Annotated in this window: 13 protein-coding genes; 9 read left to right on the top strand and 4 right to left on the bottom strand. The window is 69.8% G+C overall.

What is annotated here, in order from left to right:
- The first annotated feature begins 82 nt into the window (after window positions 1–82).
- From L107_RS09375 to L107_RS09395, 5 genes are all read left to right on the top strand, one after another.
- A complete protein-coding gene (locus L107_RS09375) occupies window positions 83–478 on the top strand; it encodes a VOC family protein (RefSeq protein ID WP_159818217.1) in 396 nt (131 codons plus the stop codon).
- A gap of 745 nt (window positions 479–1,223) precedes the next feature.
- Entirely contained in the window at window positions 1,224–1,505 is a 282-nt protein-coding gene (locus tag L107_RS09380; RefSeq protein ID WP_159818219.1) for a hypothetical protein, read from the top strand.
- 39 nt (window positions 1,506–1,544) lie between these two features.
- Complete coding sequence (locus L107_RS09385; RefSeq protein ID WP_159818221.1) at window positions 1,545–2,021, top strand: ester cyclase; 477 nt, start codon at window positions 1,545–1,547, stop codon at window positions 2,019–2,021.
- A 53-nt stretch (window positions 2,022–2,074) separates the two neighbouring features.
- Complete coding sequence (locus L107_RS09390) at window positions 2,075–3,289, top strand: cytochrome P450 (protein WP_159818223.1); 1,215 nt, start codon at window positions 2,075–2,077, stop codon at window positions 3,287–3,289.
- 159 nt (window positions 3,290–3,448) lie between these two features.
- Complete coding sequence (locus L107_RS09395) at window positions 3,449–4,042, top strand: hypothetical protein (protein WP_159818225.1); 594 nt, start codon at window positions 3,449–3,451, stop codon at window positions 4,040–4,042.
- 35 nt (window positions 4,043–4,077) lie between these two features.
- On the opposite strand, the gene L107_RS09400 is transcribed toward L107_RS09395, so the two are convergent.
- Window positions 4,078–5,505 (bottom strand): mechanosensitive ion channel domain-containing protein, encoded by a 1,428-nt coding sequence (locus tag L107_RS09400; protein WP_159818227.1) that lies wholly within the window; start codon window positions 5,503–5,505, stop codon window positions 4,078–4,080.
- Window positions 5,506–5,630: 125 nt separating this feature from the next.
- Between L107_RS09400 and L107_RS09405 the strand changes: the two genes are divergently transcribed.
- Window positions 5,631–6,026 (top strand): hypothetical protein, encoded by a 396-nt coding sequence (locus L107_RS09405; protein WP_159818229.1) that lies wholly within the window; start codon window positions 5,631–5,633, stop codon window positions 6,024–6,026.
- On the opposite strand, the gene L107_RS09410 is transcribed toward L107_RS09405, so the two are convergent.
- The 3 genes from L107_RS09410 to L107_RS09420 are packed head-to-tail and all read right to left on the bottom strand — an operon-like array spanning window position 6,023 to window position 10,799.
- Window positions 6,023–6,868 carry a hypothetical protein gene (locus tag L107_RS09410; protein ID WP_159818231.1) on the bottom strand — a complete coding sequence of 282 codons (846 nt, stop codon included), beginning with the start codon at window positions 6,866–6,868 and terminating at the stop codon, window positions 6,023–6,025. The genes L107_RS09405 and L107_RS09410 overlap by 4 nt on opposite strands.
- Before the next feature lie 16 nt (window positions 6,869–6,884).
- Complete coding sequence (locus L107_RS09415) at window positions 6,885–7,697, bottom strand: hypothetical protein (protein WP_159818233.1); 813 nt, start codon at window positions 7,695–7,697, stop codon at window positions 6,885–6,887.
- Between the two features lie 57 nt (window positions 7,698–7,754).
- On the bottom strand, window positions 7,755–10,799 hold the full coding sequence (locus tag L107_RS09420; RefSeq protein WP_159818235.1) for a CHAT domain-containing tetratricopeptide repeat protein: 3,045 nt from the start codon (window positions 10,797–10,799) through the stop codon (window positions 7,755–7,757).
- A 103-nt stretch (window positions 10,800–10,902) separates the two neighbouring features.
- Here L107_RS09420 and L107_RS09425 point away from each other — a divergent pair, with 103 nt between their 5' ends.
- Genes L107_RS09425 through L107_RS09435 form a run of 3 tightly spaced genes read left to right on the top strand, consistent with a single transcriptional unit; the run spans window position 10,903 to window position 13,666 of the window.
- Complete coding sequence (locus L107_RS09425) at window positions 10,903–11,619, top strand: SDR family oxidoreductase (RefSeq protein WP_159818236.1); 717 nt, start codon at window positions 10,903–10,905, stop codon at window positions 11,617–11,619.
- A gap of 50 nt (window positions 11,620–11,669) precedes the next feature.
- Window positions 11,670–12,443 (top strand): phosphatase PAP2 family protein, encoded by a 774-nt coding sequence (locus tag L107_RS09430; RefSeq protein WP_159818238.1) that lies wholly within the window; start codon window positions 11,670–11,672, stop codon window positions 12,441–12,443.
- Window positions 12,440–13,666, top strand: coding sequence for a hypothetical protein (locus tag L107_RS09435; RefSeq protein ID WP_159818240.1), 1,227 nt, complete (start codon window positions 12,440–12,442; stop codon window positions 13,664–13,666). The genes L107_RS09430 and L107_RS09435 overlap by 4 nt, the downstream gene beginning before the upstream one ends.
- Window positions 13,667–13,668 lie beyond the last annotated feature (2 nt).

Consider the following 13,668-nt stretch of genomic DNA (forward strand, 5'->3'; position numbering starts at 1 on the left):
CAGTTTCGCAACCCCAAGCTCCTTGCCTGCCACTCAGGGGCAGCGTTATGCGTATCTCAAAACACCGGAGTAGCATCAGGCTATGTCAACAACGAAGTTCGCCACCGCCGTCGTGTACACGGATGACGTGGCGCGCGCCGTGGATTTCTACGTGCGTGCCACAGGCATCGAACCGAGTCTCTACGACCGCGACCTCGGGTTCGCGCTGCTTGGCGCGGATCAGTCGGTCGCCATCGCCTCACACGCCGCGGGCGCGCTCATGCTCGCCGACGGCTACGACACGCTTAAGAGCGCGCAGGTCCGAGGCGCGGAGCTCGCGTTCTGGGCTGCGGACGTGCCCGCCGCGTTCCAGCGCGCGCTGGATGCCGGTGCTTTCGCCCTCACGCCACCCCGAGTCATGCCGTGGGGACAGACCGTCGCGTACGTCCAAGCCCCCGAGGGGACCATCGTCGGATTCCTCACACCGGTCGCCGCGTAAGCAGCCGCCAGTCGCGAAACGTCAAACCGGCACTCGCGTCAAACGCATAACGACGCTTGCTGCCGACGAGCGCAGGTGCGGTAGCGGTTGTGGGGCCACTGCTCCACTTTATGGAAGGACTGCAGTGGCCCCACAACCGCATTTTATGGGAGCGCTCGCAGCAGAAGCAAACGTTAGGTTCCACAAGGGCTGATGCTGTTGGGCAACCGCCAGGATCCGCAGAACTGCAAACACAACATAACGCGAGATCCCGGGCTTATGTATGCACCAGCACCATCGAGACATCGTAGAATCATCAGGTGCCATGAATCCGATAAAGCACCCAAGATGTGCCCCAATGCCTACGTACAAGATATGGGCGATATGGATCGGCAGGATTGTTCTTGTCCCCGTGTTCACAGCAGCGTGTGGAGGACTTGTCTTTGGCCTCTACCGCTTCATTACGACGGGGCAGATCAGCAGCCCGGGTAGAAACTTTGGTCCCGCCAGTAGCACAATCCATTTCTCAGACCACCCTGCCTGGTTCCTTATCCTCCTCCTCTTCTACCTTGTGCTGGTGGCGAACTGTTGCGTCGGAACCTTTCTACTCGCTCGATTGTTCTTCAGGCGGGGACCGAATGGCGAGAAGTGACGCCTGACTCCTCGCTCCAGCTGAGCAACCAAGGCATGCACTACCCAAGCCATGCACGCCTGCTCGGGCGGCTTCACTCGGCCGTCGCGCGTACTGTGTGCTGAGGGGGCAACCATGAACGAGGTTGTCATCCGCCATGGAGAGCCGGACGACCATCAACCGATCATTTCGGTCGTTGATGCATGGTCAGGTCGCCGCGCTCCTCATCGGATTCGTGCCGCAGACCGATCCCGACCAGACCTAAGAGCATGTGTTTGCCACGGCCGCATGGGATTCTCGCCCCTTGCATCCGATGTCAAGGTCGACGGCGTGCCCGTTGCTGTGGGCTATGACGGGGAAGGTGAAGACCGCGTGGTCTTCACGAAGAACCTGGATACTCTCGATATTGATCGGTGATGCCCATCATGCAGATCGAACTGACTAGCGCATGAGCGGTTGACCGTTCATCCGCCAAGCGGAGAACCGCTTGTCCACTTACCCAAGGAATACAGCCACATGTCAGAAGCAAACAAGCATCTCGTCCGTCGACTCATCACGGAAGCATGGAATGGGCGCAACTTCGCCGTGATCGACGAGCTTTGCTCGGCCAACTTCACCATGAACGACCCTTCGGCCCCTAATCTGGCGAACGGGCCAGAGTCCGCCAAGGCCTACATCGGAGCCCTTGTCGCAGCGTTTCCCGACCTTCACATGCAGATCCACGATCTGTTCGGAGAAGCCGACCGCGTCTCACTGCGCTGGTCGGCCGAAGGAACCCACCAAGGGGACTTCAACGGAATTCCACCGACCAACCAGCGCGTCTGCGTGACCGGCCAGGCGATCTACCGGATCGCGAACGGCAGGATCGAGGAAGACTGGATCATCGTCGATACCTACGGGATGCTTCAGCAGCTCGGCGTGATTCCAGGCTGAGCCGCCAGCATCAAGGAGATCTCGATACCGTCATCCGTGAGTCTTCGCCAACCATGACGGCAGCCCTGTTCAGCCCGGCGATGCTGGTCGATCCCTACCCGACCTACGCCGCCTTGCGACGCACCGACCCGGTCCACTGGCATGAACCGTTCGGGGCCTGGGTGCTGACGCGCTACGACGATGTGGTGGCGGCGACCCACGACCCCCGGCTGCGCTCCGATCGCGCCGGCGGCATGGGCGAGCGGGCCGGGAGGCCCGAACTGCAGCCCCTGTTCGAGGTCATCGGGGCCCAGATGAACATCACCAACCCGGAACGCCACCACCGGCTCCGCGCCCTGGTCGCCAAGGTGTTCACGCCCCGGGCCGTGGATGCCCTGCGGCCGGCCGTCGAAGCCATGGTTGATGAGCTGCTGGATCAGCTGCCGGAGCAGGGCCGCTTCGATGTGATCGCCGACCTCGCCTTCCCGCTGCCGGCCCGGGTCATCGCCCGGCTGCTCGGTCTGGAATCCGGCGAGCTGGAGCAGCTGAAGCGCTGGTCGGACGACTTCTCAGCGATCTTCGGCACCGATCCCTCCGCCGTGAGCGCCGAGCAGTACCAGCGGGCCCTGCAGAGCACCCACGAGCTGACCACCTTCTTCCGCGCCGAATTCGAGAAGCGCCGCGCCTCCCCCGGCGACGACCTGCTGAGCCTGCTCGTGCAGGCCGAGGTCGACGGCGATCGGCTCAGCGAGACGGAGCTGATCGCCAACGCCAACCTGCTCCTGGCCGCCGGCCACGAGACCACCACCCACCTGATCGGCAACGGCCTGCTGGCCCTGCTGCGCCACCCCGACCAGCTGCAGCTGCTGCTGGACGAGCCGTCCCTGATTCCCAATGCGATCGAGGAGTTCCTCCGCTACGACGGCACCGTCCAGTTCATGTACCGCGAGGCCGGGGAGGATCTGACGATCGGCGATCGCTCGATCCGCAAGGGGCAGCTGGTCTACCTGATGTTCGCGGCCGCCAATCGCGACCCGGCCCGCTTCCCCGACCCCGACCGGCTCGACGTGCGCCGCAGATCCGACGTGCACCTGGCCTTCGGCCATGGCCCCCATGTCTGCCTGGGGGCGGCCCTGGCCCGGATGGAGGCCACCGTCGCCTTCACCGCCCTGCTGCGGCGATGTTCAGGACTTCAACTCACCGATGAGCCCCTGGAGTATCAGGACAACCTCGAGCTGCGCGGGCTCAAGGCATTGCCGGTGGCCTTGGATCACCGTTGGGCCTCATAGCCTGGTGTTTGACGGTCCAAAAACCCCGTCATGAGACGGAGTTCGACCTTCCCAGATGCTGCCTCCTTGGCCGTGATGGCCGCCTTCACCTGCAAGTTCCATCCCGGCCGGTTCGGGGACGTCATGGCGAAGTGGCCGCGGGTAGCGGCTGCGGCCTTCATGCGTCCGGTTCCGGCCCTGGCCGCTGGGCTGGCTGGCGTTGCCCTGACGGGCTGCACGCTGCGGCAGTCCGATGAGGGGGCCCTGCGGCGCGAGTTCGCCATCCCCGGGGCCGCCCGGGCCATCACCTATCAGGCCTCCCCCTCGCAGTCGGGATGGTTCGGGCGCGAGGGCCTCAGGATCACGATGGTGTTCGCCCTCAGCGGGGCCGACTTCGATCGCTATGCCCGCACCGCCGAGCGCTCCGGCCTGTGGCAGCCCCTGCCGATCCCGGAGGCCGTGCTGCGCCGCCTGGCCGGGACCCGCACCGCGATGGAAGCCCGTGCCCGGCAGGCCCGGGAGTCAGGCCAGCCCCTTCCGCCGGCGGGCTCGGTGTACAACCCCAGCGAAGAGCAGTTGCTCGCGCGTTTCAGCCAGTCGCTGCCTTCACCACCGCCCACCGGGCTCTATCAGATCCAGACCGCAGGCAACGACATCCTGCGGGCTCCCAAGACGATTCGGCCGACCCTGAACCAGGACGTCAACGACTTCATGCTCGCCCTGCTGGATCCCAGCACCCGGACGATCGCCATCCGGGTGAGCAGCAACTACTGAAGACCTCCGGGTAAGGCCGCCCTGAAGCCCCTGCCTCAGCTGGCCTCCGTTTCCACCGAGGCCATCACGGCGGGGCGTCCCGCCAGCACCCGTTTCAGCCGCTCGCGGAACCACTGCAGGGGGTGGCCCATGTCGGCGTCCTCGAGCAGGCCGCGCTGGCGCAGGCAGTCCTCGTAGCTGCGCAGCACGTCGCTGCGGCGGGCCACCTCCCGGGCCACGTTGTCGGCGAATTCGGGACGCGAGGCCAGCAGGGCGCGGAAGCTGCCGCTGGGCACCACGAACAGCGTCGTGTCCTCGGCCGCCACCATCGTGGTGGGGTAGGGGACCTGCAGCAGCAGCGGCAGTTCGCCGAAGAACTCCCCGGCGGTGAAGGTGAACAGCTTGCGGCTCACCCGGTCGGTTTCGTGGATCGCATCCACCGCGCCGCTCAGCACCAGGTGGAAGGAGCGTCCCTCATCCCCCTGGCGCACCAGCACCGTGCCGGCGCTCACCGAGCGGCGGGCGCCGCTGCCCACCAGCTCCCGCAGGCGACGGTCATCCATGCCGCTGTAGCAGGGATGGTCGGGCAGGGACGTCCGCAGGGGGCGCCAGTCCGGGGCAGCGGCGTCCCCTTCCTCGGCGCGCCGGGAGGAGAGCAGCTGGATCTGCTGGCGCGACCCGGCCAGTTCGATGCGGCGCTCCCGCAGACCCTGCTCGATCGCGTAGTTCAGCGAACTGCGCAGGCTGAGGCTGGCGTGGATCGCCGAGGTCCAGGCCCAGAGCTCGAACGCCATCCCCTGGCCCTGGAGCCCGTGCAGCAGCACCTTCGGCGGCGGATCGGCCAGCACCGAGGGCTCGGCCAGGGCCGCCTCCAGCAGCACCTCGGTCACGGCCAGGGGGTCGCTGCCGTGGGCCACCGTCACCTCCACATCCACCCGGCCATCGGAGCTCAGATAGCTGAGGTTCTTCACCGGCGCATTGGTGATGGCCGAATTGGGCACCACGATCTCGGCGCCCTGGAAGGTGCGGATCACGGTGGAGCGGATCGAGATCTCACGGATGAAGCCGCTGGTGTCTCCGAACTCGATCTGGTCGCCCACCTTCAGCTTCCCTTCCATCAGCAGGGTGAGGCCACTGGTGAGGTTGCGGGTGAGCTCCTGCAGGCCGAAGCCGATGCCCACCCCCAGGGCCCCGAAGATCACGGCGAGGGCACCGATGTCGAGCCCCATCCCCTGGGCCACCACCACGTAGCCCAGCGCCGCCAGCCCCATCGAGAAGAGGGTGGCCACCGCCTCACGCCGCCCCTCCGGCAGGGAGAACCAGCGCAGCACCCGTCCGGCCAGCAGCCGCTTCAGCCAGCGCGCCGCCAGGCTCACGGCCAGCAGCAGCAGCAGCACCTCCACGACCCAGAGCAGGGAGAAGCTCTGGCGACCCAGCGGCAGCAGCGGGGCCGTGAACAGCTTCTGAAGGCGCTCGAGATCCACCCCTTGTGCTCCGCCGTTGCCCCCTTCTAGCCCGAGGGGCCCGGATGATGCTGTGCGCAGCGGGCGGCCGCACGGATGGGGGCCCCTACAGTCCCCGTGCACGCCAGCCCTCTCCGGAGCCGCCCATGCGACGCCGACTGCTGCACGTTGGGCTTGCGCTGGCCATGGGCTCCACCCCCTCCTGGGCCGCCCCGGCATCACCCCCCTGTGAGGCGGCGCTCGGCACCTGGGACTACGTGGCCCCCAGCAAGCCCGGCCGGGCCGTGGTCACGAAGCTGGCGGACGGGCGCCACCACCTGGTGTGGATCATCTCGGACGCTGGGGCCACCGTCGCCGGCGCCTGGGAGGCCACCTGTGAAGGCTCCCGTCGCACCTGGCGCGTGCTGTTCCCCTCGGATCCCGGCATCGCCGGACTGAAGGTCGTGGAGGAGTTCGAGGTGAGTGGCGATGCGATCCGCTTCTGGCTTCTGGGGCCGGATGGCAAGCGTGGGCCGATGGGTGGCGCCCGTCGCCTCCCCTAGGAACCTCCGGCCAATCCCACCTGCACACTCTGCTCGTTGAGAAAGTAGTTGGAATCAAAGGCCTTCAGCTTTCGATCCATCAGCCGGTCCTGCTTGTCGGGGTCATCCAGGCGCAGGCAATCGGAGGGGTCGCCTTCCACGCACAGCAGGGGAATGACCACGTCTGTCCTGTCATAGCCCCACTCCAGCACCCGTCCTCCCAGCAGGGTGTTGCCCTTGGGTGGCTCACGCGTCAGCACGGGAACCAGCACATCCACCTGGGCGGCATAGGCGCCGGCAGGCAGGGAGACAATCACCGAGCGGTGAATCGTTTCGCCGGGATTGATGTGGTCGTCGACGAACAGCTTGCCGGCCGCTTCGGTGGGATAGGGCTGGAGCACCGCCCCCCTCTCTACGTGAATCGCATCGAAGGGGCCGCTGGCGCGACTCGGAAACGTGGAGCGATCCAGCGCCTGGCGGCGGATCGGGAACAGCTCCCAGAAGCTGCTGAGCAGGTAGAGCCGGCGCGTGCTGGCGTTGGTGGCGCTGACCTTCAGTTCCCGCTGCAGCGATGGTGACGAGGGGCCGCCGCCGCCCTCCGCGGCAATCGGGGTCAGGCTGATCGCCAGGCTGATGCTGGCCGGCGCCTGGGACGGCACATAGATCTCCTTCCAGACGAAGGTGTAGATGCCCCAGGAGGCGGCGATGAGGATGCCCGAAGTGCGCACCCATTCATGCAGCGAGGGGGAGCGCAGCCAGGCCGGCAGCCGCAGCGATCGCGCCCCGGATCGGGCCCCCGGCATTCCCTTGCGGGGCGGGGTCTCACTCTCGCCCTGGGGCCTGGTCGGGGGGTCGCTGCTCACGGGTCGGGGTGGTGCCTCATTTCTTCCCGGTGAAACCGGGCAGTCGCCTGGGGCAGGGGGCGTTGGGCAGTGGCCGGCAACGACGCCCCATCACCCCCATGGTGTTGAACGCGGCCCGGTCGCTCCCGGTGGCCAGCGCGCCCAGCAGGGCCGGATCGGGCACCCGGTCCCCGGCGAGCTGGGCCATCGCCGGATCGGAGCAACCCGCCAGTTCCGTCATGCCGAGGCCGGTGAGCAGGGCATAGGAGCGCTGGCTGCGGGTTCCCATCTGCTCGGCCAAGGCGGTGGCGTAGGCCCCGTTGGCCGGGGCAGCGACCGCATCGGGCCTGGGGGGATCCTGGGGCGCCGGTTGCAGCCCGGTGCCACCGATCAGCACACCCGCCAGGCAGTTGGCCTGAAGGTTGGCGGCGGCAGGGGCCAGGCGCGAGGGTCCCCGATGGCCCAGGATCGCGTTGCCCAGGCCGATCCCGACCCAGTAGGCCACGCCCCACTCCCCATGGCGGCTGGCTGCCTTCTCCAGCCGGGAGCGGTCCAGCAGCAGCCTGCCGCTGGCGGCACAGAGCAGCGCAGGGCTCTGGGCGGCCCCGGCCGCGCTGCCGGCCCCGGGGCAAGCCGACGCCGGCGTCTGGCCGGCGGGAAGCACCTCAATGGCCGGCCAGGCCAGCGACGCGGTGCCGGGATCCGCGTTCCAGCTCCGGCGCAGCTGGCTGGCGACGGCCGCCACCATGGCATCCAGGTCAGGGGCGGCGGCCCCGGGGGCCACCGGCACGAGCAGTGAGCCGGCAACCAGCAGGGCGCCCAGTGCCGCAGACCCCGGTTGGTGTCGCATGGGTGGAAACAACAACACCGCCGGCCCGATCAGTCTGCCTGGTGTGCCGGCGATGGTTCACAACCCCGGAATCGGCCCCCCGTCGCCGGTGAGCTGCCAGGCGGCCCAGAACTTGTGGTCGGCCCAGTCCGGTTCGGGCGGGTTGCTGCGGAACTCCTGCTGCACCGCCGCCAGCGCCTCCATGCGACCCATCCCCTGCTTGAGCAGGGCGACGTAGCGCTGCATGAACGCCGCCGTGGCGTCATCGTCCACCTTCCACAGGGACAGCAGGGTGGAGCGGGCGCCGGCCACGGTGAGGGCCCGCTGCAGGCCGTAGACCCCCTCGCCGGTCTGCAGGGTGCCGGAGGCGGTGTCACAGGCGGAGAGCACCACCAGCTCGGTGCCATCCAGCTGCAGCTGGGCCGCCTCCCTGGCGGTCAGATAGCCGTCGTCCCCGGCCACGGCAGCGCGGGTGGCCTGGCTGGAGGAGCGGCGCTGATTCGCACCCGCCAGCACGATGCCGCTGTTCAGCAGCGGGTCACCGCTGCCCGCGGTGAAGAACCCGTGGCTGGCGATGTGCAGCACCCTGGGGCCCTGCGCCTCGTGCAGCACGGCGGTGGTCGCGGCGGCTCCCTGATACAGGGCCGCACCGAGGCGTTCGGCGATCCAGCTCCCCTCGGCGGCCGTCGCCGGCAGCGGCTGCCACGGGCCCGGGCCGCCGAAATCGGGGGCGGCGAGCACCAGGGCACGCTGGCCCCCAGGCCCGGGGCTGCGCAGGCTGAGCAGGTCGCGGCCGCTGGTGAGGACCCGCAGCTGCACCTGCTGGCCCAGGGTGGGAGCCGATTCGGACGTTGCCCCGTACGGGCCTCCGGTTGGAGCCGGCAGCGCGGTGAATGGAATGCGGCTCAGTTCACCATCGGGGGAGACGAACCACTGCCGCCGCCCCACCAGCTGCGGCATCAGGGGCCCCAGCACCTTCTGGCTCACCCGGGCCCAGAACGGTCCGGCGGGGCGGTTGCGGGCCAGGCTCTCGGCGAGGGCCTGCTGGATCAGGGGATCGGTGGCCGCCGCCGGGCCGAGATCCACCGCCCGGATCGCCCCATCGGGGAACAGCAGCATCGCCAGGTAGCGGGCTTCCCCCCAGCTCCGGGCCTCCGGTTGACGGGCGTCGTAGGGGCGGAAGCGCTGGAATTCGATCAGCACCCCATCGGCCGGCAGGGCGGCGGCCACCTGGGCGGCGTCCACGAGGCGCGGAGTCAGGGCGGGCAACTGGCGGTAGAGCTCCTGCTCCAGCCGATCCCGCTCCTGCTGCAGCGTCCGTCGCTGCGCTTCGCTGAGGTTGACATCGGCCAGGCGAGCCGTGAGGGCCGTGAGCTGGCCCACCAGGCCCAGATGGGCCGGCGAGCCCCGGCCCAGCTGGGCCTGGCGCCGTTCGATGTCCTGCAGCAGGCCGTGGCGGTTCAGCCGGGTGAACAGGGCCAGGGAGGCGCCGGCGGGCGTTGTGGCCACCAGGGAAAAGGGGATCTCCCAGGCGTTGCCGAGGGCCCTGATCTGCTCCTGGCGCCGGGCCTGGGGCAGCAGGGGGGCTTCCCGTTGCTGGAACAGGGACTGGCTGGCGATGCCACGGCGCAGCAGGGGTTCGGCCCTGGCCTCGGCCCCCTGGCCCAGGTACCCCTTGGCCAGGTTGTTGAGGCTGAGGGCGGTCGTGGGGTGGTCGGGCCCGAGCGCGGTCTCGTAGATCCCCAGGGCACGCACAAACAGGGGTTCCGCCCTGGCGTGGGCGCCCTGAAGCCGATAGAGATCCGCCAGGTTGTTGAGGCTGCCGGCGGTATCGGGATGGTTTGGCCCCAGGGCCTTCTCCCGGATCGCCAGGGCGCGCCGGTGCAGCGGCTCGGCCCGTTCGGCGGCACCCTGCTGGTCCAGCAGCACCGCCAGGTTGTTGAGGCCCGTGGCGGTGACGGGGTGGGCGGGCCCCAGGGCCTTCTCCTGGATCGCCAGAGCGCGGCGCAGCAGGGGCTCCGCCTTGGCGTAGGACCCCTGGTCGCTGTAGAGCATGGCGAGGTTGTTGAGGCTGGCGGCGGTATCGGCATGGCCCGAACCGAGCGCCTTCTCCCGGATCGCCAGGGCACGGCGCAGCAGGGGCTCCGCCTTGGTGTAGGCGCCCTGGCTCCGGTACAGCAGCCCGAGGTTGTTCAGGCTGGTGGCCGTGGCGGGGTGCTCCGGGCCCAGCGCCCTCTCCTGGATGGCCAGGGCGCGCTGATACAGGGGTTCGGCCCTGGCGAAGGCACCCTGGTTCTCCTGGAGCGCCGCCAGGTTGTTGAGGCTGGTGGCGGTGTCGGGATGGTCCTCACCCAGGGCCTGCTGCTTGATGGCCAGGGTGCGGCGCAGCAGGGGCTCCGCCTCCCCGAAGCGGCCCTGGTTGATGTACACCGTCGCCAGGTTGTTGAGGCTGGTGGCGGTGTCGGCGTGATCGGGTCCGAGCGCCTTCTCCCTGATGGCCAGGGCCCGCCGATACACGGCTTCGGCCTTGGCATAGGCCCCCTGGCCGTTGTACAGAAGACCGAGGTTGATCAGGCCCAGGGCAAGACCTGGATGCTCCGGCCCCAGCGCCTTCTCGGCGACCTGCAGGGCGCGAAGGTAGAGGACCTCGGCCCTGGCGTTGTTGTTCTGGTTGTAGTACAGCCAGGCGAGGTTGTTGAGGCTGAGGGCGGTGAGGGGATGGTCCGCTCCCAGGGTCCGGGTTCGGATCGCCAGGGCCCGGACCAGCAGCGGCTCGGCCCTGGTGAAGGCGCGCTCCTTGACATAGAGCAGCCCGAGGTTGCTCAGGCTGGTGGCCAGATCGGCATGGTCGGGCCCCTGCGCTTTCTCCCGCCAGGCCAGCACCTTTTCCCACAGCGCCGCCGCCTTGCCGTTCGCCCCCTTGGCCTCCAGGGCGTTGGCCTCATCGATCCACTCCCACACCTGGGCCGGGGTCTGGGTGTAGCGCTCGCCCAGCGGCTGGGCGAGCCACTCCTGCCGACTCGGCGCCGGGTGCCGGGCCGGGCGACCGGCGGCGGCAGTCCGCTGGCCATCGGCCAGCAGCAGCAGCACGGCCAGGGCGGTGCCCCACCGACACAGAGCCAACGGCGAGCGAGCGGACCGCGTCATGGGCGTGCGGAGGGTTCCCAGCTTGCGATACGGGATCCAGCATGGGCCGCACAACGACCAACCCTGCCGGCGCGGATCCATGAAACTGATGGTGGTGGGCGCCAGCCGCGGGCTGGGCCGTGCCTTTGTCGAGGGTCTGGGCAGGCCCGGCGACACGGTGATCGGCGTCTCGCGGCGACGGCCCGATGGCCTGAAGCTGCCGGCGGGCGTCGAGCTCGCCTGGATCGAGGCCGATCTGGCGGAGCCGCTGCCGGCGGCCCGCTGGATCGAGCAGCAGGCGCCCGCCCAGCTGGATGTGCTGATCTACAACCTGGGCGTCTGGGAAGCGAACGCCTTCAGCGAGGCCTACAGCTTCCTGGAGGATCCCGACGACAGCATCCTTGAGATGGTGGCCATCAACATCACCGGCACCCTGCTGCTGCTGCGGCGGCTGATCCCCCGGCTGCTCGGTTCCCGGAGGCCCCAGCTGATCCTCACGGGCTCCACCTCCGGCCTGCGCCAGAGCGGCCAGCCGGAGGTGACCTTCGGCGCCTGCAAGTTCGCTCTCAGCGGCATCGCCGATGCCCTGCGGGAGAGCTTCCGGGACCGGCAACTGGCGGTGACCTGCCTGCAGCTGGGGTATCTCAACACCGACGACGGCCTGGAGGTGTCGCCCGAGGCGGCCGCCGGCCGCGGTGAGGGCCGGCAGATCCCGCTGCACGACGTGATCCGGATCGTCTCCGCCCTGCTGCAGCTCTCCCCGGCGTCCTTCGTGCGCGAGCTGGTGCTGCCCGCCATCGGCGACGAACGGTTCTGACGTCGGAGGCACCCCTACGGTGCTGCCACCCCGCCGACGGCACCGCAGCCATGCACACCCTGCGTCCGGGGCCCTGGCTGTCCGGCCTGCTGCTGCTGCAGACCGCCCTGCTGCCGGCCACCCTGGCGCTCGGCGGTCCGGCGCTCGCCCAGCCGGCGGATCCGACGGCGAATCCGGCGGCGGGGCTGGTGCTGCCGCCGGCCGCGTACCGCGCCGTGCTCGGCCAGCCACCGGCCCCCGGCAGCCGCCTGGAGCTCGACGACCTGGCCATTCTTCGCTGGAACCAGCGCAGCCGCACCCCGGCGGGGATCCTGCACAGCTGGCGCTTCCTCAACCGCCGTCTCAGCCTCTTCGATGCCGCCGTGGGCGCTGACCTGGCCCGCACCGCCCCCCTCCTCTACGCGGGCCTGCCGGCCTTCCTCGGGCGGGCCGATGGGATCAAGGATGTGCTCAAGGATGCGGTGGCCCGGCCGCGCCCCTTCCTGAGCCACCCGGATCTGAAGCCCTGCCTGCCCCTGGAGAGCTCCTGGTCGTTCCCCAGCGGCCACGCCACCTGGTTCGCCACCGCGGCCCTGCTGCTGGCCGACCTGCTGCCGGAGCGCCGGGAGCGGCTGCTGCCGGTGGGTCTTCAGGGGGGCTACGTGCGTGCCTATTGCGCCATGCACTACCCCAGTGATGTGCTGGCCGGCCAGCGCCTGGCCGAAGCCATCAGCCGGGATGTGATCGTCTCGCCCCAGTGGCGGCGCTTCAGGCAGCAGGTGGCCGGGGAGCGCCGCCGGCTGCTGGCGGTCCCACCGGCCGGCCTGCCCCTGCTGGCGGATTGATCGCGTTCCGCGCCACGGTCCGCGGCGCCCGGCGCAACGGACTGGGCCTGCTGCTCACCCCGCTGGTGCGGCTCCGCCGCGTCCTGCAGGCGCTCGCCCTGGCCCTGGAGCGCATGATCTGGCGGGAGCTGATCGAGGGGGAAGCCCCCGCCAACCCGCTCGTCAGCCTGCTCGCCTTCCTGCTGTTCTCCGGCCTCTGCCTGCTGACCAGCCTCCAGGGGACCGTGGGGTACGTGATCGGCCTGCTGCTGTTCCTGCTGCCGATGGAGTGGCTGATGGCCCGGCTGGGCTACGGCGCGCCGGTGCAGCGGCGGGTGTTGCTGCAGAGCTGGGGCGACCGCCTGCGTCTGTTCCTGGACACGCCGGAGGGCTGCGAACGCCTGGAGCTGGGGCGCTCCGCCGTCACCGCGGTGCTGATCCGCCAGGCCAGCGTCCGGCTGCCGCCGCTGGGGGAGCGGTCCCTGGGCTGGGATCTGGTTCTGGCTGTGGCCGATCCCGTTGGGGAGCACCTGCTGGCCCGTGCCGCCGGCTTCTCCAGCGCCTGGCAGCGGGGCCACGCCCTGGCCGCCGATCTGGGGGTGCCCCTGCGTCTGGCCGGCGCCCCCGACGGCCGGCAGCTCCCGGAGGCCCGCTCGGACGGAGCGCAGCCGGAGGATGTCTGGAGGCTGGAGCCGGGGGCTTCCGCCACACGCCTGGTCCGCAGCCGACGCACGGTGGGCGCCGCCCAGTGGTGCCGCTCCTTCGTCGCGCAGGGCAGCGACCTGCTGTTCGTCGCCGTGCTCAACACCGTGATGGTGAAGTACGGGGGCTTTCTGGTCTGGATGTTCGGGCCGCGCCTGGGCCTGGGCGCACCCACCACCCTGGTGCTGGATCTGTCCCTCCCGGGCCTGCTGTCCCTGGGCCTGCCGGAGTGGACCGTGATCCAGGCCCTGCTGGTGGTCGCCGCCCTCGGTGCCGCCGGCATCGGCCGCTACAGGCAGTGGAGTCCCCAGGAGCTTTCCGTGGCGGACGACCAGATCCACCTCCGCCGCCCCGGCCAGCCCAGCCGCCAGCTGCCGTTGCGGATGATCACCGCCGTGCTGCGGCTGCCGGGTCCGGAGCCCCGGGTGATCCTCTGGAGCGAACGCCGGCCGCCGATCGTGGTGGACGGCCTCTCCGGCGAGCGGGAGGCGGCCGAGCTGCTGGAGAAGCTGGCGGCCGTCCTGGATCGGCCGCGGCGATGATG

The organism is Cyanobium sp. Copco_Reservoir_LC18, assembly GCF_009834675.1.
Taxonomy (GTDB): domain Bacteria; phylum Cyanobacteriota; class Cyanobacteriia; order PCC-6307; family Cyanobiaceae; genus Cyanobium; species Cyanobium minutissimum.